This window comes from Pseudomonas sp. 09C 129 (assembly GCF_002843625.1).
GTDB lineage: Bacteria > Pseudomonadota > Gammaproteobacteria > Pseudomonadales > Pseudomonadaceae > Aquipseudomonas > Aquipseudomonas chlororaphis.
Genome location: NZ_CP025261.1, coordinates 4,728,386 through 4,747,713, shown reverse-complemented (window position 1 = coordinate 4,747,713; position 19,328 = coordinate 4,728,386). Strand labels below are relative to the sequence as shown.

Genomic DNA, 19,328 nt, shown 5'->3' with positions numbered 1-19,328 from the left:
TTTCATGGCCCTCCGAAACAGATCAAGCGGTCGGCCGCCTGTACGGCGTCGTGCAACTGGCCGAGCCCGGAAAGCTCCCAGGGCGCGCTCAGGTTGACGGCCGGGCGCTGGTAGCGCGCGGCTTCCTCCTGGTTCAACACCCCGCGGCGCAGGGCCGCGGCAATGCACACCACGCCATCGAGCTGGTGCTCGCTGACGAAGGTTCGCCATTGCGCGGGCAGGTCCGGTTCGTCCTGCGGGGTGACGATGTTGTCCGATGCGCTGTGCACGCCATCCTGATAGAAAAACAGCCGCACGATCTCGTGGCCGCCAGCCAGCGCTGCCTGGGCGAATGCCAGGGCGCGGCGCGAGGAGGGCGCGTGAGCAGCGGAAAAAAGGGCAATGGCGAACTTCATGTAGAACTCTGTCTGCAAACCTGGGGCCATGATAAAGCTTTATGCCGGGCCCGGCGAAGTGGCTTTAGCGCGGCATATAGCCCAGCTGCCAGCGATGGGGGATCTTCAGCGACAACAGCCCCAGCAGCGCCGACAGCAGGCCGCTGACGAACAGGGCCGCGAGGCCCAGATGCTGTTCCAGAACGGCGCCCAGCACGGCGCCGGCGAACATGCCGCTCCAGGGCACTAGTTGGATGCGCCAGCCATTGCGCCGCTCGCCGAGCATCCAGCGGCCCAGGCCGCGGCCAAAGCGCGACAGGGCGCCGGTGACATAGGTCAGGCCCACGGGCAGCCCGTTCACTTCCTCGACGGCAGCATTGAGCATGCCCATGGCGATAATCGCGGCCAGCACCGCCGGTAGCCGTTGTTCAAACGGCCAAGCGGCTGCCGCGCACAGCAGCGTGGCAATGCACAATAGCAGCGGCAAGGCCCGGCGGCCGCCCAAGCGGCTGACGACGATGCCCAGGGCGTTGCCGGCGATGAAGGTGACGACCAGCAGCACCAGATGCAGGGTCAGGGCCAGGTCGGCATCGCTGATGGCGACGGCCAGGCGCGTGGTGTTGCCGCTCATGAAGGAGACGAAGTCCCCGGTAGCCATGAAGCCGATGGCGTCGGTCATGCCGGCCAGCACCGACAGGCTGGCGACCAGGCACAGGCCTATGCGGCCGCGCCATTTCTGGCGCCGCAGCAGCTCCGGGTTACTGCGAAGGCTGGTGGAAGAGGGCAGCATCAGCGTTGACTCATGGTGACAATGATCCTTTATCGAAGGCCCGAGCTGTGCTCAATCGCGTGGCAGGCCGTGTAGCTCGCAATACTCGCTCCAGGGCATGCCGGCCATTTCCGCCACTTCCCGGTGCACTTCGAGCCGCCGCGCGGCAAATTCCTCCACGCTCTGCACGGTCAACTGCAGGCTCAGTTCCCAGGCAAACAGACCCTGGCGTTCCGCCTCGGCCTCGAAGGCTTCGTGCAGTCGCTCCGCGCGGTATTGCTCCTGGGTTTCGCCCCTGGCCTGGGCGGCCAAGGGATTGAGATGATCGAGTGCTTCACGAAGCTCCGGGCGCGCTGCGAGAAACTTTTGCAGGGCCACTTCATGCGGGTGTTCGGGTGCGGCCATCGGCGATCCTGGATGGGGTTGAAGGAAGGCGTTTCGGATTTGGGAGGTGCGAAAGCCCAGCGACCATAACGCCTGGCCGGTCCAGCGTCAAAATGCTCCCGGGTGGAGTTGCCGCGACGGAAGGTCAGGGCCGTGCTCGCACCGTGCCACTGAGCGGATTGGCCAGGTAAAAATGCGTGCTGGATAACACTTCCAGTGAATGCCTGGGTATGAGCCCCGTTCTTGTGACCTACTCTCAACGGGCACTCTCTCCAAATGGCGCCGCCAAGGAGGAATTTCTCATGCTCTCGATGGACGAGCTTCGCCAGATCCTGGAGTCCGGTTTCCTGCCGCTTTCCTGCACCTGCACCGTCAATCCCGACGGCTCCCTGGCAATCAAGGTTTTCGAGCCGCAAAGCGGACGGATCGATCTGTTCATTACCGGGGTATCGACCGAGCATCTCACCAGTGTTCGCTCGGCGGCCAATCTCGTCGGTGAGTTGCGGACTGAAATCAGGGCGGGGCGTCGGGCATTTGCCGGCGGTTTCTAGTCGTTGTGCAAGTGGATCATCGGGCAGGTTGAGCGCTTCCTTGCGCCAGTGTCGGACGTCTGAGTTGTGCGGGGAGGGCTAGTTTTCAGACAACTCTCTCCAGTTCGCCAGCGTGACGCCGCTGCGCTCGGCGAATATCTGCATGGTGCGGTAGGTCCCGCCGCAGGGGGTGTCGTGGGTAATCAGGCACCCGGAATGCAGAAAGGCCAGATACCAGGTGTCGCTGTCGCTCAATCGCGCGCCCTGGTAAGTGAAGGTTCTTTGCGAACCTGCGAAACAGTAGCGAATTTCGAAAGTCTTGATGCTGTTCATCGCCGCGTCCTTTGGGCTGTGTTAGGTGGTGGCGATTCAAGATTATTCCCAAAAGGACGCGTTGACTTGCACCACTCATCCGAACTGCATGGACAGTCGCCGTTCGTTCCTCAAATGCCTCGCGGCATTCTCCTGTATCCCAAACGCCGCTGGCTGAAACCGCCCTCAATGGGTGTCATGTTGCGCCAGGCAGCGGGCGTTTTCCGTCAATCGAGGCCTTTGTGGACAAACTGTCATTTGCCTGTCCGGGACGTGATGGGGTTAACGTTTTTTTGACCGGTATCAGGTGATGATCGCGGGGCGGGAATACCGTTCGGCGAAAGAAGCAAGTGTTTCTAACGATAAGCCCGGGCAAGTGATACATTTCTCGATTTTTTAGGGATGAGGAAGATATATGCGAGTTTGGCTAGGCGCGTCGCTGATGGGACTGTTGGCCGGGTGTTCGTTACCCACGGCTTTGGCACCGGGCAAGCCGAATGTCAGTGAGCTGACTGGCAAAACGCCGAAAGATTACGCGCAGTGTGTCCTGCCGGCCTGGCAGCGCGAGACGCCCAGGAGCACCCAGTCCGATATCTCCAACGGCTATCGGATCACCGCTCCTGGCAGCCTGGCATCGGATGAGATCGTGGAAGTGGTGAAATCGAAGAACGGCAGCCTGGTCTCGCTCTACCAGGGAACACCCTGGGCCAAGTCCGCGGTGCTGAAAAAGGCCGTGCATGATTGCCTGTAGGCCGCTTCATGCCTTCTGTGAAGGGCTTGTCAAAGTGACAGCCCATTGCTGTTGAATCGCGCGTTCCTGCCCACAAAAAAGCCCTGACTAATCAGGGCTTTTTTTGTGCCGGGTCTTGTCCGGGCCTCACCTTGTTCGCCTTCAGGCGAACTCTTGAATCATCAAGGTCCTTTTCTGCATAAAAACAGGACAAATCTGACAGTTTTTTTGACGGCTTTATCCGTCCAGTAGACAATGGCGCGTTAGCCACCACCCATGATGGCCATTATGTCCGTTTTCAGCAGGAGGGCTGCCAGGGTTGGGGGCGATCCCTGTATGCGATACCCGTGGCCTTGCCGCTGTCAGGCGGTGATCGAGGGCGTTGGCAGCAGGCCGATCGTAGTACCGGGTGTTGTTGACTCACTCCTTCGGTTACACCCGACTAGTCTCTCTATGGGAATGTGGTTTTAGCGGGCGTTTCGGACCGTCGATCGATGCTGTCCGAAGGCGTCCCAACAAAATAGTGTCACTCAAGTAGCTGAAGCCAATAGCGAATAAGAAGTCAGCGCAGGAGCGACATATAAACTGAGGTCGATAGTGTCATGTCGGCCTTGTGTGCCCACCCTTCAGTTCTTCTGAGTGCGGGAACCCATGGCGGTGCCGGGGCGACTGATGATCGAGAATGGGGGGGCGGATGGCGTTCTATCGTAGGAACTACTGTATGTTGAAAAAAGTGAACACGGCCCTGCTGGGCTTGGCGATGACGATGGGGCTCAGCTCCGCGTACGCCGCCGAGACCAAGAAAGTGGATGTGCTGCTCATCGGTGGCGGCATCATGAGTTCGACCCTGGGTGTCTGGCTCAATGAGCTGGAGCCGGGCTGGTCGATGGAAATGGTCGAGCGTCTCGACGGCGTTGCCGAAGAAAGCTCGAACGGCTGGAACAACGCCGGTACCGGTCACTCTGCCCTGGCGGAGCTGAACTACACCCCGGAAAACAAGGACGGCAAGGTCGAGATCGCCAAGGCCATCGAGATCAACGAAGCGTTCCAGATTTCCCGCCAGTTCTGGTCGTGGCAAGTCAAGAACAATGTCCTGAAGGACCCGCGTTCGTTCATCAACTCCACTCCGCACATGAGCTTCGTGTGGGGCGATGACAACATCAAGTTCCTGAAGAAACGCTACGAAGCGCTGCAGGCGAGCCCGCTGTTCGCCGGCATGCAGTACTCCGAAGACCCGGAGCAGATCAAGCAGTGGGTCCCGCTGATGATGCAAGGGCGCGATCCGAAGCAGAAGATCGCCGCCACCTGGTCGCCGCTCGGCACCGACGTGAACTTCGGCGAGATCACCCGTCAGTTCGTCGGCCATCTGAAAGCCCAGCCGAACTTCTCGCTCAAGCTGTCGAGCGAAGTGGAAGACATCAAGCGTAACGAAGATGGCTCCTGGCGCGTGGTGTACAAGAACCTGAAAGACGGTACCGAAACCCAGACCGACGCCAAGTTCGTGTTCATCGGCGCCGGCGGCGGTGCCCTGCACCTGCTGCAGAAGTCGGGCATTCCTGAAGCCCAGGAATATGCCGGTTTCCCTGTGGGCGGCTCGTTCCTGGTGACCGAGAACCCGGCGATCGCCGAGCAGCACCTGGCGAAGGCCTACGGCAAGGCGTCGGTCGGCGCTCCACCGATGTCGGTTCCGCACCTGGACACCCGCGTGCTGGACGGCAAGCGCGTGATCCTGTTTGGCCCGTTCGCGACCTTCTCCACCAAGTTCCTCAAGGAAGGTTCGTACCTCGACCTGCTGACCACTACCACCACTCACAACATCTGGCCCATGACCAAGGTCGGCATCAAGGAGTACCCGCTGGTCGAGTACCTCGCCGGCCAACTGATGCTGTCGGATGAAGATCGCCTGAATGCCCTGAAAGAGTACTTCCCTAACGCCAAGGCTGAAGACTGGCGTCTGTGGCAGGCCGGCCAGCGCGTGCAGATCATCAAGCGCGACGAGCAGCTGGGTGGCGTGCTGAAACTGGGCACCGAGATCGTCAGCGCCAAGGACGGCAGCATTGCCGGCCTGCTGGGTGCTTCGCCAGGTGCTTCGACCGCCGCGCCGATCATGCTCAGCGTGTTGGAGAAGGTCTTCAAGGACAAGGTCGCGACTCCGGCCTGGCAGGCGAAGCTGCACCAGATCGTGCCGAGCTACGGCACCCAGCTCAACGGCAGTCCTGAGCGTGTCGCTCAAGAGTGGGCCTACACCAGCGAAGTGCTGCAATTGACTCCGCCACCGGCCATCGGCCAGATCGCTGCACCTGCGCAACCTGCGGCTGAAAAGCCAAAGGCGCCAGTGAGCAACCCGTCGGCTGACATGGCCCTGTAATACCGGCCGCGCCCGACCTGTCGGGTGAACCGGAACCTGGGGCGGATATCCGCTCCAGGCTAAAAAAACGCCGCTCCCAGGAGCGGCGTTTTTTGTTTGTGCGGCGTATTCAAGAGCCTTTGCCCTCGCGTCCTGCAACCCTGCCTTGCGCCCATGGCGCATTTCTAACCGAAACATCCAAGTCACGCCTGCCCGGGAACTATTGCCGGGAAATCCCTTTCCATAAGCTCGACGCAATGATGCCTGGAGAAGGCGATGTTCAGAGCTGGCTCGTTAATCTCGATCGTCTCGATTTTGCTGTCGATCCCGCTGGATGCCGGCGCGGATTCCGGCACGCAGGCAAATGCCCGATACTCCAACGATCATGCGAATTGGGAGCGCCTTCCCGTGGTCAATGACTACCAGGTGAGAGCGCTGTTGCAGGCTTCGAAACGGGACTGGAACCCGGCCGCGGCGCTGCCGGCCGATGCCAGGCAGAACCTGCGCCGGGGCAGGACGTTGCCCAGGCAGCAATCGCGACGCTTGAACCCCAGGCTGCTCCAGCAGTTGCCGCGTTACGACGGCTACCAATGGTGGCGCGCGGGCTCCGATCTGCTGCTGGTCAGGACCTCGAATCGGATGATCTTCGACGTCCTGGCCGATGCCTTCCAGTAGGACTGACCCCGATCAGAAGTTGATCGAGGCACTCAAGCGCGCGGTCAGGGGCGCGCCCTGGAACAGGTAGCCATCGCCCATGTATTCGCCGGCGTCACGCCAGTAGCGCTTGTCGAACAGGTTGTCCACGGTCAGCCGGAACACGGTGTCGTAACCGTCGATGCGGGTGCTGTAGCGACTGCCGATGTTGAACACGGCGTAGCTGCCGGTCTGCACTTCACCCTCGCGGTTGGCGTATTTTCGACCGCTGTACTGTACCCCGCCGAGCAGCGCCAGGCCGTCGAACCAGGGCAGGGCGTAGTCGCCATAGAGGCTGGCGCGCAGGGTCGGCACGTTGAGCGCCTGGTGACCTTCGTACTCCGGGGTGTCGCTGCCGGTGACCCGCGCGCGGATCGCTGCGACACTGGCCGAGACTTGCAGGCGTTGGGTGGCCCAGCCATTGGCCGAGAGTTCCAGGCCGGTGTTCTTCTGTTCGCCCTGCTGGGTGAAAGTGAAGGTGCCGTCGCCATTCGGTCGGGAATACTGGTAGGCCTGGCGGATCTGGAACAGCGCCGCGGCCAGGCTGATGCGCTGCCAGTCGTATTTGATGCCGGCCTCGATCTGCCGCGACACGGTGGGCGCGAGGATCTCGAAGGCATTGCTGGCGAACCACGGCGCTTCCCCGCCCAGGGACAGGCCCTTGCTGTAGCGGGTGTACAGCGCCAGGTTCTGCACCGGCTTGTAGATCAGCGCGGCCTGGGGCAGGAACACATAACGCTGGGTGTGGCGGGTGGTGTCGCCCTGGCTGTCGAAGGTTTCCTCGTCCAGGCGTACCTCGCGCCCGCCGAGCACGGTCTGCCAGTGTTCGTTGAAACTGATGCGGTCGTTGAAGAACAGGCCGTACTGGCGGCTGTCCAGGCGGCGGTAGGAGTCGTTGAGCGGTCCGTCGTAACGGGCGAAATCCGCTGGCTCGCCGTCGATGTTGGCGCTACCGATCATCTGGTTGATCGGGTCGCGTTTGTCCACCACGCGGCGGAATGCGCTGGTGCCGATACTGAGTTCGTGGCCCAGGCCGCCGGTGTCGAAGTTGCCGCTGAGGACGGCCTGAACCTCGTCGTTGCGCCGGGTATCGTCCGGGCTGCGGAAATCGTAGAGGTCGTAGTCGCCCTCGGGACTGAAGTAGTTGCCGACGCCGCAATTCGAGCTGCATCCGCCCCAGGCGAACGAGCTGTAGTCGTCGATCACCACCCGGCTGCGCGAGGCACTGAGGTTGCCTTTCCACTGATCGTTGAAGCGGTACTCGAAGTTGCCGTTGAGGTTCAGCGCGTCGGTGCCGACCGGCTTCGAACCGCTCTGGTGCGCCAGGAGCTTTTTCGGCGAGGCGTGGTGCGGCAGGCTGGAGCCGCCGAGCAATTGATAACCCGGGGCCGAGCGCTGTTCCTTGGTCTGGTACTCGATGTCCAGTTGCAGCAGGGCGTCGGGGCTGATGTTCCAGTCGAAGGCCAGGGAGGCGAAGTCGCGCTGGCCATTGGTGTGTTCGACATAGGAGTGGATGTCCTCGTGGGCCAGGTTGGCGCGCAGCCCGAACTGCTGCTCGCTGCCGAACCAGCCACCGACATCGGTGGCCACATAGCCGCTGCCGCGATCGTCGGTAGAGACTGTGACCGAGCGCACGTCGGTGGGGCGCTTGGTCACGTAGTTGATCAGCCCGCCGGGCTCGCTGACGCCGCTCTGCAGGCCGTTCAGCCCCTTGAGCAATTCCACCTGCTGCTTGTTTTCCAGGCCGACGTTCTGCTCGCCGGTGATGCTGCGGCCGTTGATCCGATAGCTGTTGGCGGCATTCAGGGAGAAGCCGCGCACCGTGAAATTCTCGTAGTAGCCGACCGGCGCATAACTTTCGCCGACCGAGGCGTCGTTCTTCAGCACCTCGCTGAGCAGGCGGGCCTGCTGGTCCTTGATCAAGTCTTCATTGATCACCGCGATCGAGGCGGGGGCATCGAGCAGGGGAGCTGCCTCGAAACCGCCAACCGCGGCGCTGCTGGCCTGATAACCGGAGCGGTCTTCGCCGGTCACGGTCAGGGCCGGCAGTTCGGTCTCGGCGGCCTGGGCCACGGGCGCGGCACCGGCCAGCAGCAGGCTCAGCAGATTGCGCGCGAACCGCGGGGCGGGCAGCCCCTGGCGGGAGGCCCGGTAAAGCATATCCATGAAAACTCCTCGACGATGGCGATCCCGGCCCCGGCGAATACCAGGCACAAAGGGCCAGGCGCGCTCGGGAAAGCGTCGTGCTGTTTAAGACGGGGGAAGCGTGTGTGCCCTGAAGGCGTCAGGCCGAATGTACTCCGGTGGTCATTGGCAAGACGAAATCGGCGACCCATTCTTGAGGCGCGCCATCATACAAGAGATCGGGCCTGCGGCATGCCCCGGCGTACCGCGTCGCTTGGATCGCCAGCAAGCCTGGCTCCTACAGAAGCAGCAGTGGTGTCGAGCCTGTGGCTGGAGTGCGGGGACGTTCAGCGGGCCTTTCTGCTCTGATGCACCGGAAGTTCGACGCGGAAGGTGGTGCCGACACCGACCTCGCTGCGTACCGAGATGTCGCCGCGGTGTTTCTTGACGATGCCGTAGGACAGCGACAGCCCCAGCCCCGTGCCCTGGCCCACGGGTTTGGTGGTGAAAAACGGGTCGAAGATTTTCTGCAGGCTGTCCGGCGGGATGCCCGAGCCATTGTCGGCCACTTCGATCCACACGTTCTCGCCCTCGACGCCGTTGCGCAGGGTGATGGTGCCCCGTTCGTTGCCCATGGCCTGGGCGGCGTTGACGATCAGGTTCATCACCACCTGGTTGATCTGCGAAGGCAGGCACTCGACCTCCGGCAGCTCGGCGTACTCCTTGATCACGTCGGCCTTGTACTTGATCTCGGCGGCGACGATGTTCAGGGTCGAGTCGATGCCCTGTTGCAGGTTCGCCCATTGCCATTCCTGGGTCGAATCGACCCGGGAAAAGTCCTTGAGATCCTTGACGATCTGGCTGACCCGGCCGATGCCGTCCTTGGACTCCTTGATCAGCAGCGGAATGTCCTCGAGGAGGAAATCCAGCTCGATATCCGTGCGCAACTGTTTCAGCCGATCGCGCAGCTCGCTGGCGCCGATCCCGGTTTCGGCATTGCCGTAAGCCTCGAGCATCTCCTGCAGGCGCTTGAAGTAGCTGTCCAGGGCGCCGAGGTTGGAGGAAATGAAGCCGACCGGGTTGTTGATTTCATGGGCGACCCCGGCGGCCAGCTGGCCCAGGGAGGCGAGCTTTTCCGATTGCACCAGCTGGCTTTCCAGCAGCTTGCGCTCGTCGATCTCCCGTTGCAGCGCGGCGCTGGCCTGCTTGAACGCCAGGGTACGTTGCTCCACCCGTTCTTCCAGCTCGCTCATCTGCAGCTGAGCGCGCATGGTCATTTCCCATTTGGTGGTGAGGGTATTGGCCATCTGCTGGACTTCGATATTGTCGAAGGGCTTTTTCAGGATCAGCAGCCGGTCGTGGCCGTTCAAGCGATCGAGCAGCTCGTCCCAGGAATAGTCGGAATAGGCGGTGCACACCACCACTTGCAGCAATGGGTCGTGCTTCCACAACTCTTCGATGGTTTGCGCGCCGTCCCAGCCATCGGGCATGCGCATGTCGACGAAGGCCAGGGCATAGGGTTGGCCCTTGCCCGCCGCCTCCAGCAGTTTACCCAGGCCTTCCTGGCCACCGTAGGCCGAATCCAGTTCGAACACCGTGGCGGCGGTTTTTGGCGCGCTGCCGAACAGCGCGTTTTCCATCGCATCGAGGTCGGCGCTGTCGCCGGTCTTGGGCGTGAGGATCTTGCGGAAATCGTCGTGGATCGCCGGGGTGTCGTCGATCAGCAGCACGCGCCGGTTTATCGGGTTGTTCATGCCTCAACCTCGGCGGTGATCAGGGGGATCTGCAGGACGAACAGCGCGCCTTTGCCCGGGCCGTCGCTATGGGCGGTCAGGTGGCCATTCATCTCGATGGCCGCCAGTGCGCAACTGTGCAGGCCGAACCCATGGCCTTCCTTGCGGGTGGTGAAGCCGTGGGCAAAGATGCGGGTCATGTTTTCCGGAGCGATGCCTTCGCCTTCGTCGCGCACGCTGATCTGCAAGGTCTCGCCGTCGACCACCGCTGCCGCCAGGGTCATGTTGCGCGTCTGGTTGGACAGGTCGGACATGGCGTACTTGGCGTTGCTGATCAGGTTGATCAGGATCAGCAGCAGGCGGTGCTTGTCGCCCATGATCAGTGGTACGTCGGCGTATTCCTTGCGCACGGTCACATGATGGCGGGTGAGGGCGCCGGAGTTCATGCGCAGCGCATCTTCGAGCAGTTCGCTGACCGACAGCGGTTCCAGCAGGCTGCTGGCACCCGCATAGGATTGCTGGGTGGCGACGATGTCCTTGATGTGATCGACGCTTTTGCTCAGTTGCGTCAGCTCCTCGGTCATGCCTTGCTGTTCCAGGTCGATGGCCTCGACCAGCTGGTTCAGGTAGCCGGGCAGCAACTTGCCTTTTGCATCCTCGGTGAGAAAGCTGCCCAGGTCCTCTTTGTGCTCGTTGATCAGTTGCATCGCCTTGCCCAGCCCCTGGGCCTTGCTGTTGCGCAGCTTGCGGCTGACCAGGTCGGCGGAGATGTTCACGCTGTTGAGCACGTTGCCGACGTTGTGCAGGACGTTGGTGGCGATTTCCGCCATGCCGGCCTGGCGGGCAGTGGCAAGCAGCTCGCTCTGGGTGTCCTTGAGCTGGCGCGTGCGTTCTTCGACCCGTTGCTCGAGTTCGTCGTTGGCGGCCACCAGGGCGCGGTTCATCTGGTTGATCTCGGCAAAACTGCGGATCAGGCGGATGCCCAGCCAGATCAGCAGCAGCACCAGCAACGAGGAAAACAGCAGCAGGTAGAAATGGTACTGCTGGTCGACGGCCTCGGCCTGCTGCTGGTCGCGGTTGAGCAGAACGGTGATGTCGTCCAGGCGTTCGTCGACCGGCACCACTTCGATTTCCTCGAGCAGGCGGTTGACCTTGGGTTGCTCGCGCAGGATCAGCCCGACGTGGTTGCTGAGGGTATCGATCAGCTCATGGAAGTCGGTGGGCAAGCGCTCCTTGTTGACCGCCAGCTTGTTCAGGCCCACCAGAATATCCGCGGCCCTGTCGTCGGAGGTGACCTGGGCGAACTCCAGGCTGCTGAGCAACAGGTCGTAGGTATCGGTGGCGATGTTCTGCAGTTGCAGTTTGTCCGCGTCGTGCAGTTGGGCGAGCTCCTGCTGGATATCGTCCTCGGCGGTCGGCAGGAAGGCCAGGGAGTTGCGCAGCACGGAGTTGTGCGACTTGAACTGTTCCACCAGCCGGGTCTTTTCCTTTATCGCGTTCAGGTAGCCGTCATGGGCATTGCGCCACAGCGGCGAATCGTTGCGCTGGTTCTGCGCCTCCATCGAGTCGAATTTCTGCCACAGGCGTGTCATCTCGCCCAGGGGTGAAACCAGCGGGTCGTAGTTGTGGGTGATGGCCACCCTGGCCTTGAGTATTTCGTTTTCCCACAGCGAGTCCTGCTGCTTGATCTGGCGGATCAGGTCGCGCGATTCGGTGTAGGTCACGGTCTGGTCGGATCTGGACTTGAGGTAGAGAAAGAGCAGGATCGAAGCCATCAATACCGCCAGGGCGGCGAGCAACAGGATGCTTACGCGACGGGATACTTTCATAAGGGGTTGCCTTCCCATTCGCCGGTCAGGGTCTTGAGGAATTTGACGATCAGGCGTTTGTCTTCCTCGGACGGCGTACGTCCCAGCTGGTACTTGAACATCACCGCCACCGCGCCTTCGAGGGTGGCTTGTGAACCGTCGTGGAAGTACGGCGCCGTGACCGCGACGTTACGCAGGCTCGGCACCTTGAACACATTGCGGTCGTCTTCTTCGCCCGTGACGTTGAAGCGCCCCAGGTCGGCCTCGGTAGGGTTGCCCCGGGCCGCGAAGTAGTCGCCGAGCACGCCGAACTTCTGGAACATGTTGCCGCCGATATTCACCCCCTGGTGACAGGCGATGCAGCCGTATTCCTGGAAGCGCTGGTAGCCGTACTTTTCCTCGATGTCGAGGATCTCGGTGTTGCCCGCCAGGTATCGGTCGAAGCGCGAGTTGGCGCTGAGCAGGGTGCGTTCGTAATCGGCCAGGGCGCCCTGGATGTTGGCCTGGGACACACCACCGGGGTAGGCATCGGCGAAGGCGGTGCGATAGGCCGGGTCGTTGGCGATGCGCTGTACCACGACTTTCCAGTCGCTGCCCATTTCGCTGGGGCTCTGCACCACGATGTGCACCTGGTCTTCCAGGGTTTCGGCCCGACCGTCCCAGAACTGGTGGAAGTTCAGGCTGGCGTTGAACACGCTCGGGGTGTTGACCGCCACGGGCTTGCCATCGAAACCCAGGGAGTGCGGAACGGTATCGGCACCGCCCCGATCAAGGCGATGACAACTGGCGCACGACAGGCTGTTGTTCACCGACAGGCGCGGGTCGTTGAACAAGCGTCGTCCCAGTTCGACCCGCTTGCTGTCCAGCGCCGGTGCTGCGGGGAGGGGTTTGAGCGGTCCTTCCAATGGCGCGGCCTCGGCGCCTGGAGCGAGCAGCAGGTTGGCCGAAAGGAGTAATGCAAGTGACGACATGGTCGGTATCCTTACCAGGCACAACTTCATGGATGGGGCAGGTGAGGTCGCTGGGATTCGGTCAGGAAGCGGGCGAATGCCTCGGGCTCCACGGCCTTGCTGAAGTAGAAACCCTGGCCTTCCTCGCAGTGGTGACGCTTGAGAAAGTCCAGTTGTTCGGCGGTCTCCACGCCTTCGGCGATGATGCTCAGGTTGAGGCTTTTACCCAGGTCGATGATGCTGCTGACCAGTTTCGCGTCGTTGCTGTCGGTGCCCAGGTCACGCACGAACGACTGGTCGATCTTCAACACGTCGACCGGGAATTTCTGCAGGTAGCTCAAGCTCGAGTAGCCGGTGCCAAAGTCGTCGATGGCCAGGCGAACCCCCAGCTGCTTGATGGCGCAGAGCGTGGCGATGGTGGCGTCGACGTTCTGCATCAGCACGCTTTCGGTGATTTCCAGTTCCAGCAACGTCGGGTCGAGCCCGGTCTCGGCCAGCGTGCGGGTGAGGCGTTCGACATAGTCGTGCTGACGGAAGTCGATGGCCGACACATTCACCGACATGCAGATGGGCGGCAGGCCCTGCGCTTGCCAGGCCTGCGATTGCAGGCAGGCACGGCGCAATACCCATTGGCTGAGGGGGACGATCAGCCCGCTGTCTTCGGCCACCGGGATGAAGTCCGAGGGGAACACCCAGCCATGGCCGGGCCGGTTCCAGCGCACCAGTGCCTCGGCACCGACCACCGTGCCTCGCGCCAGGTCCAGCTTGGGCTGGTAGTGCAGGACGAACTCCTCACGCTGCAACGCCAGGCGCAGGCCGGTTTCCAGGGTCTGCTGCTGGCGCGCGCGCAGGTTCATGTCTTCGATGAAAAAGCTGAAGTTGTTGGGGCCGCAGTCCTTGACGTTGCGCATGGCCGTCTCGGCGTTCTTGATCAGCGTTACGGCATCGGCGCCGTCGTAGGGATAGATGCTGATGCCCAGACTGGCGGTGACCGTCAGGTCGTGGCCCGCCACGGAATGAGGGGTATTGATGGCGGCCAGGAGTTTTTCGGCCACCCCTCGGGTCTGCTGTGGGTGCAGGATGTCGCCGATAATCACCACGAACTCGTCCGAACCGTAGCGAAATACCGAGTCGGTTTCGCGCACCGTGGTCGCCAGGCTGCGGGCGACGAGCTTGAGCATCTCGTCTCCCGCCGGGTGTCCGAGTGCGTTGTTGATGCGCTTGAAACGGTCCAGGCCGATGAACATCACCGCCAACTGGCGGTCATGGCGGCGGGACTGGGACAGATGCTGGGTCAGGCGATCACCGAGCAGGGTACTGTTGGGCAGCCCGGTGAGCACATCGTAGTGCAGCAGGTGCGACACGCTCAGCAGTTCCTGGACCCGTTCCTCGATGGTCTGTTCCAGGTTGCGCATCTTGCTCGCCGCGTCCTGCGCCAGCTGCCATTTCCAGGTCAGGGCGCTGGCCATCTGGCGAATTTCGAGGCTGTCGAACGGCTTTTTCAGGATCAGCAGCTGGTCGCCGAACTCGATACGTTCGGCCATGGCTTCCCATGAGTAATCGGAGAACGCGGTACATAGGGCGATCTGCAACTGCGGATCGGTTTTCCACAGATGCTCGATGGTCTGCAGGCCATCCCAGCCGGGTGGCATGCGCATGTCGATAAAGGCCAGGGCATACGGTCGGCCTTCGGCCTGGGCGCGCTTGACCAGTTCCACGGCTTCCTCGCCCTGGTAGGCCGAGTCAAGCTCGAAGTGCTGATGGGGTCTGCGGCTGGCGCCCAGCAGCAAGGCTTCGGTCTTGCCCAGAGGCCCTTCGTCTTCGGGGCTGAGAATCTTGCGAAAGTCCTGATGGATCGCCGGTGTGTCGTCGATGATCAGAATTCGCCGATTGGGCACCACGGATAACGGGCTCACCTGAAATTCTCCGACGTCGGATCCGCCGACCTGGTGCTGCCATCCACAGCAGCAGACCTGGCCTTGAGCAGTTCGCCAGCCTGGTCGCTGTCGACCGCCGCACCGAGCGAGTGCCCCAGTGACGTGCCGCTGGATATCAAGGTCGTACGCTGCTCCTGGGTTTCCACCCCTTCAGCGGTGACCCCGATGCCCACCTCGCGGGCGAAGTTGAGGATGGCCCGGAGCGTCATGGCGTTGTCCGGGTCGCTGCTGGCGCTGTCGAGAAAGCGCTGGGCAAGCTTGAGGTGGTTGACCCTGTAGGTCTTGAGGTAGTCGAACGAGGAGTATTCGGTGCCGAAATCGTCGATGGCGATCTTCACGCCCAGCTCGCACAGCCTGGGCAGGATGTCGTTGTGGGTCCACTTGGTCTGGGCCAGGGTGCCCTCGGTCACGTCGAATCTCAGGTCCCACGGGCACAGGTCCCAGCGCGCGGTGGTGCGCAATACGTCGTAGATCAGTTCTGGCCCGGTCTTGAGCTGGACCAGGGACAAATGGATCGCAATCAATGGCGGTGCCACGTTCTGGTCGCGCCAGGCGCGCATCTGCCGGCAGGCCTGGTCCAGCAGCCAATGACCGAGGGCGATGACGATGCCGGTCTTCTCGGCTGCGGGCATGAAGTCCTCGGCCTCGAGCCAGCCGCGCAGGGGGTGGAGCCAGCGAACCTGGGTCGCCATGCCGAGGATCCTGCCGGTACCGAGATCGACTTCCGGCAGGTAGTGCAGGTGCAGTTCGTCGCGTTCCAGGGCCAGCTTCAGGTCGTTGGCCAGGGTCACCCGCTCCGTGACCTCCTGGTTGATTTCCTCGCTGTGGAAATGGAACTGGTTGCGGCCCTTGTCCTTGGAGCGATACAGCGCCATGTCCGACTGCGCCATCAGGCTGTCGGCACTCAGGGTCTGCGGGCTGTAGAGGCTGATGCCGATGCTCACCGAGATGCGTACCTCGTTGCCTTCCAGAGAGTAGGGGAGCAGCAGGGTGTCGCGGATTTTCGTCGCTAGCGCGGCGCAATGCGTGGCCTCGTCGACGTCCAGTTGCAGGATCGCGAACTCGTCGCCGCCCAGGCGCGCCACCACATCGTTTTCCCGGGTGCAGGCCTTGATGCGCCGGGCCACTTCCTGCAGCAGCAAGTCACCAATGGGGTGGCCGAGGGTGTCGTTGATGCGCTTGAAGTGGTCCAGGTCCAGGTAAAACATCGCGAAGGGCGCGGCTCCCCGTCGGGCCGCGGCGAATGCCTGGTGCAGGCGCTCGATCAGGGTGGCGCGGTTGGCCAGCCCGGTCAGGCTGTCGGTGCGGGCCATCAGGGCCATTTTTTCTTCGGCCAGCCTGCGTTCGGTAATGTCGAGGATGATCCCTTCCACCTCGACCAATTGGCCCTGGTCGTTGCGTACCGGAATATAGCGGTTTTCCACCCAGCGAAAGGCACCATCGCCGGTGCGCATGCGGAACTCGATGGACGCTCCCGCCACATCCCGATCGAGGATCCGCAGCATGGCGTTCTTGACCTTGGCCTGGTCGTCGGGGTGGATCAGGGTCTGGGCCCAGTCGGCCGAGGCCACCAGTTGCGCCGCCACATGGCCGAACTTGGTGATGTTGTGGGAGATGTACATCAGCGTGAACGATGGCTCGCCCCGCAGACGATAGAGGATGGTGGGGCTGTTCTGCACGATGATGTTGGCGTCGGCCAACTCGCGGGTGCGTTCCTCGACCGCTTGCTCCAGCTGATCCATTTTCAGCTCGGCGTCTTCGGTCATCTGCCATTTTACGGTCAGGGCGCTGGCCATCTGGCGGATCTCGATGGCGTCGAAGGGCTTTTTCAGGATTAGCAGGCGGTCGCCCAGTTGCAGGCGCTCGGCGATGTCTTCCCAGGAATAGTCGGAGTAGGCGGTGCACAGGGCGATTTGCAGCTTGGGGTCGACCTGCCACAGCCGCTCGATGGTTTCCAGGCCGTCCCAGCCGGGCGGCATGCGCATGTCGATGAACGCCATGGCATAAGGCGCATCGTGATCCAGCGCTGCCTGCACCTTGTCCAGCGCCTCCCGGCCCTGAAACGCCGAGTCGAGGAAAAAATGCTCCAGCGAGGCACTGACGGGCGTACCGAACAGGGCGGCTTCGGCGTCGCTGAGGCTGTCCCCGGGGGCATCCGTGCAGGCGAGGATCTTGTGAAAGTCCTCATGGATCGACGCCGTGTCGTCGACGATCAGAATTCGCCGGTTGGTCCGGTCTGCCGACACCATCATCGGCGTGCTCCAACTCGGTGCGGGCACCTTGTATATAAGCTCATCGGGCTTCCCTTCCTGCTTCCTGAACATGCAGTCCATTTTGGCCTTGAGCATAGTCAGGCTCCCCCGTATGCGCTAATCGGCCGGCGTCGAATTCATGCCGAAACACTACAAGTCATCTAGCCTGTCCCAGAAGGCGGGTCTGATCGCAGTCAAAGGGGAGGGGGAACCATGGAAGAACATACAGCGGGCACAGCCCAGGACAGACCGACGGTACTGCTGGTCGACGATGAGGAATCGATTCTCAATAGCCTTCGTCGGCTGTTACGCAGCCAGCCTTACGACATCCTGTTGGCCGACAGCGGTGCCAAGGCCCTGGAGATCCTCGAACAACGGCCGGTCGACGTGGTCATGAGTGACGCCCGCATGCCGAGCATGGACGGTGCGACCTTGCTGGCCCATATCCATCAGCGTTATCCATCGACGCTGCGCATCCTGCTCACTGGTTATGCCGACATGACCTTGATCGCCAAGGCCATCAACGAAGGGCAGATCCATCGGTATATCAGCAAGCCCTGGAACGACGAGGACATGCTGGTGACGCTGCGCCAGGCCCTGGCGCATCACAATTCCGAAAGCGAGCGCCAGCGTCTGGAAGCCCTGACCCGGCAACAGAACGAGCAATTGAAAACCCTCAACTCGACCCTGGAAAAGCATGTGGCGGCGCGCACCGCCGAGCTGCAACAGACCGCCGACATGCTCGATCTGGCGTATGAAGAGCTCAAGCGCAGCTACGTGACCGGTACCGAGGTGTTTTCGCTGCTGGCCAACCTGCGCTTGCCCAAGGCCAAGCAGACCAACCGGCAGATCATTGAGCTGATTCGTGTCTATTGCATCACCCATGGCCTGGACGAAGCCGACAGCCGCAACATGACCATGGCCGCCGCGCTGTACAACATCGGCAAGCTGAGCTGGACCGACAGCATGATGACCGCGCCCGCGGACCTGCTGCACCACAACGAGCGCGACCTGTACCGGGCCTACCCGAAGCAGAGCGAGTCGCTGCTGATGACCCTGGAGCCGATGAAGGACGCGGCGCGCATCATCCTGCATCACCAGGAACGCTGGGATGGCAGCGGTTTTCCCGATCATCTCAAGGGCGAGGCCATTCCGCTGGGCTCGCGCTGGCTCAAGCTGGCCGTGGACTTCATCGAGCTGCAACGCGGGCTGATACTCGAACGGCAGATGAACAGCGATGAGGCGCTGCTGTTCATTCGCAAATACGCCGGTAAACTCTACGACCCCGACCTGGTGGAGGATTTCGTCGGTGTCTGCGCGGTTTATCAGAGCGATGTCACCCTGGCCGATCCGACGGTCAGGGTCCTGACGACGCGTGACCTGGCCCCGGGCATGACCCTGGCGCGTAATCTGAATGCCGACAATGGCATGCTGTTGCTCAATGCCGGCAAGGTGCTGAGCGGCCCGCTGGTGGACAAGCTCATCGCCTTCGAAGCGATGGAGGGGGCGAAGTACAGCATCTTCGTCAAAATACCCGAAGAGCCGGAAACGGCGGCCTCGGCCGCCGGTTAAGGAGCGAACGGGTTAACCGCCGCTGGCGGCGACAATGCTGGCCACCTGGCGTGGTTGGCAGTTGAGGTAGGGCGAGGATTTCAGCCAACGCTGGTCGGGGTACCAGGAAAACATGAACTGACCGTCCTTGAGGCGGTCGATCACCTGGCGCGCCACCTGCGGACGCACGGCCGGGCAACCCAGGCTGCGGCCGATGCGCCCTTGGCGTCGGCTCCACAGGGGGCTCACATAGTCGGCCGCGTGAATCACGATATCCCGATCGCGGGCGAGGTCATTGAAACCTGGCTCCAGGCCGTCCATGCGCAGCGAATAACCGTGGCTGCCTTCATAACTTTCCTGGGTGCGGAACAGGCCGAGGCTGGACTGGAAGCTGCCCATGCGATTGGAAAACTGGGTGGCGAAGTTCTCCCCGGATTTCTGCCCGTGGGCGACCAGGTCGCGCAGCACCAGGGTTCTTTTATTCAAGTCGAAGATCCACAGGCGGCGGGCGGTGGAAGGTTGCGAATAGTCGATGACCGCCAGGTGCCGGGCCTGCCTGGCGCCGCTGTTGACTGCGCATTGCATGGCGCTCAAGGCACTTTTCAGCACTTGGGGATTGAGTTCTGGAGCGGCGTGGGCGAGGCTGTTGTAAAGCAGCGGTGTCGTGTTGTTGGCGGCGAGCGCGGGGCTGCAGATCGCGCCTAGGGTGGTCATTGCCAGACAGAGCCGGCGCAAGAAGGTCAGCATTCTAGAGTGTCCCCACAGTCACTTTGGCTCCTGACGTCCTGTCGCTCTCCTGGCAGTTCTGGTTACAGGTGGTTGGATGATTTTTCG

At 62.1% G+C, this 19,328-nt stretch carries 16 protein-coding genes; 5 read left to right on the top strand and 11 right to left on the bottom strand.

What is annotated here, in order from left to right; translation table 11 throughout:
• Positions 1 to 2: 2 nt before the first annotated feature.
• The 3 genes from tusD to CXQ81_RS21125 all read right to left on the bottom strand — a co-directional run bounded on the left by tusD (position 3) and on the right by CXQ81_RS21125 (position 1,548).
• Positions 3 to 395 (bottom strand): sulfurtransferase complex subunit TusD, encoded by a 393-nt coding sequence (gene tusD, locus CXQ81_RS21135; RefSeq protein WP_007929241.1) that lies wholly within the window; start codon positions 393 to 395, stop codon positions 3 to 5.
• Between the two features lie 64 nt (positions 396 to 459).
• Positions 460 to 1,164, bottom strand: a complete 705-nt coding sequence (locus CXQ81_RS21130; RefSeq protein ID WP_101338471.1) for a YoaK family protein — start codon at positions 1,162 to 1,164, stop codon at positions 460 to 462.
• A gap of 51 nt (positions 1,165 to 1,215) precedes the next feature.
• Positions 1,216 to 1,548 (bottom strand): DUF6388 family protein, encoded by a 333-nt coding sequence (locus CXQ81_RS21125; RefSeq protein WP_101338470.1) that lies wholly within the window; start codon positions 1,546 to 1,548, stop codon positions 1,216 to 1,218.
• A 281-nt stretch (positions 1,549 to 1,829) separates the two neighbouring features.
• Between CXQ81_RS21125 and CXQ81_RS21120 the strand changes: the two genes are divergently transcribed.
• The gene (locus CXQ81_RS21120) at positions 1,830 to 2,078 is read left to right on the top strand and encodes a DUF1652 domain-containing protein (protein WP_101338469.1); all 249 of its coding nucleotides are present in this window, start codon (positions 1,830 to 1,832) and stop codon (positions 2,076 to 2,078) included.
• A gap of 78 nt (positions 2,079 to 2,156) precedes the next feature.
• Here CXQ81_RS21120 and CXQ81_RS21115 read toward each other — a convergent pair whose 3' ends face one another.
• A complete protein-coding gene (locus CXQ81_RS21115; RefSeq protein ID WP_007929246.1) occupies positions 2,157 to 2,390 on the bottom strand; it encodes a DUF6555 family protein in 234 nt (77 codons plus the stop codon).
• A gap of 394 nt (positions 2,391 to 2,784) precedes the next feature.
• On the opposite strand from CXQ81_RS21115, the gene CXQ81_RS21110 reads away from it, so the two are divergent.
• The 3 genes from CXQ81_RS21110 (at position 2,785) to CXQ81_RS21100 (ending at position 6,121) form a co-directional block, all read left to right on the top strand.
• Positions 2,785 to 3,120 (top strand): hypothetical protein, encoded by a 336-nt coding sequence (locus CXQ81_RS21110; protein ID WP_007929247.1) that lies wholly within the window; start codon positions 2,785 to 2,787, stop codon positions 3,118 to 3,120.
• A 700-nt stretch (positions 3,121 to 3,820) separates the two neighbouring features.
• On the top strand, positions 3,821 to 5,467 hold the full coding sequence (gene mqo / locus CXQ81_RS21105) for a malate dehydrogenase (quinone) (RefSeq protein ID WP_009044563.1): 1,647 nt from the start codon (positions 3,821 to 3,823) through the stop codon (positions 5,465 to 5,467).
• A 255-nt stretch (positions 5,468 to 5,722) separates the two neighbouring features.
• Complete coding sequence (locus tag CXQ81_RS21100; protein WP_101338468.1) at positions 5,723 to 6,121, top strand: hypothetical protein; 399 nt, start codon at positions 5,723 to 5,725, stop codon at positions 6,119 to 6,121.
• A 12-nt stretch (positions 6,122 to 6,133) separates the two neighbouring features.
• Here the strand turns inward: CXQ81_RS21100 and CXQ81_RS21095 are convergent, their stop codons facing one another.
• From CXQ81_RS21095 to CXQ81_RS21070, 6 genes are all read right to left on the bottom strand, one after another.
• Positions 6,134 to 8,305: a TonB-dependent siderophore receptor gene (locus CXQ81_RS21095; protein ID WP_101338467.1), complete on the bottom strand. Its 2,172-nt coding sequence runs from the start codon at positions 8,303 to 8,305 to the stop codon at positions 6,134 to 6,136.
• A 305-nt stretch (positions 8,306 to 8,610) separates the two neighbouring features.
• Positions 8,611 to 10,017, bottom strand: coding sequence for an ATP-binding protein (locus CXQ81_RS21090; protein ID WP_101338466.1), 1,407 nt, complete (start codon positions 10,015 to 10,017; stop codon positions 8,611 to 8,613).
• Positions 10,014 to 11,825, bottom strand: coding sequence for a DAHL domain-containing protein (locus tag CXQ81_RS21085; protein WP_101338465.1), 1,812 nt, complete (start codon positions 11,823 to 11,825; stop codon positions 10,014 to 10,016). Before CXQ81_RS21085 ends, CXQ81_RS21090 begins: the two co-directional genes overlap by 4 nt.
• The gene (locus tag CXQ81_RS21080) at positions 11,822 to 12,775 is read right to left on the bottom strand and encodes a cytochrome-c peroxidase (RefSeq protein ID WP_101338464.1); all 954 of its coding nucleotides are present in this window, start codon (positions 12,773 to 12,775) and stop codon (positions 11,822 to 11,824) included. The genes CXQ81_RS21085 and CXQ81_RS21080 overlap by 4 nt, the downstream gene beginning before the upstream one ends.
• Positions 12,776 to 12,801: 26 nt before the next feature.
• A complete protein-coding gene (locus CXQ81_RS21075; RefSeq protein ID WP_101338463.1) occupies positions 12,802 to 14,670 on the bottom strand; it encodes a bifunctional diguanylate cyclase/phosphodiesterase in 1,869 nt (622 codons plus the stop codon).
• Positions 14,667 to 16,943, bottom strand: a complete 2,277-nt coding sequence (locus tag CXQ81_RS21070; protein WP_101338462.1) for an EAL domain-containing protein — start codon at positions 16,941 to 16,943, stop codon at positions 14,667 to 14,669. The genes CXQ81_RS21075 and CXQ81_RS21070 overlap by 4 nt, the downstream gene beginning before the upstream one ends.
• Before the next feature lie 213 nt (positions 16,944 to 17,156).
• On the opposite strand from CXQ81_RS21070, the gene CXQ81_RS21065 reads away from it, so the two are divergent.
• A complete protein-coding gene (locus CXQ81_RS21065; protein ID WP_101338461.1) occupies positions 17,157 to 18,515 on the top strand; it encodes an HD domain-containing phosphohydrolase in 1,359 nt (452 codons plus the stop codon).
• A gap of 12 nt (positions 18,516 to 18,527) precedes the next feature.
• On the opposite strand, the gene CXQ81_RS21060 is transcribed toward CXQ81_RS21065, so the two are convergent.
• Positions 18,528 to 19,241 carry a murein L,D-transpeptidase catalytic domain family protein gene (locus CXQ81_RS21060; RefSeq protein ID WP_009044554.1) on the bottom strand — a complete coding sequence of 238 codons (714 nt, stop codon included), beginning with the start codon at positions 19,239 to 19,241 and terminating at the stop codon, positions 18,528 to 18,530.
• Positions 19,242 to 19,328: the final 87 nt, after the last annotated feature.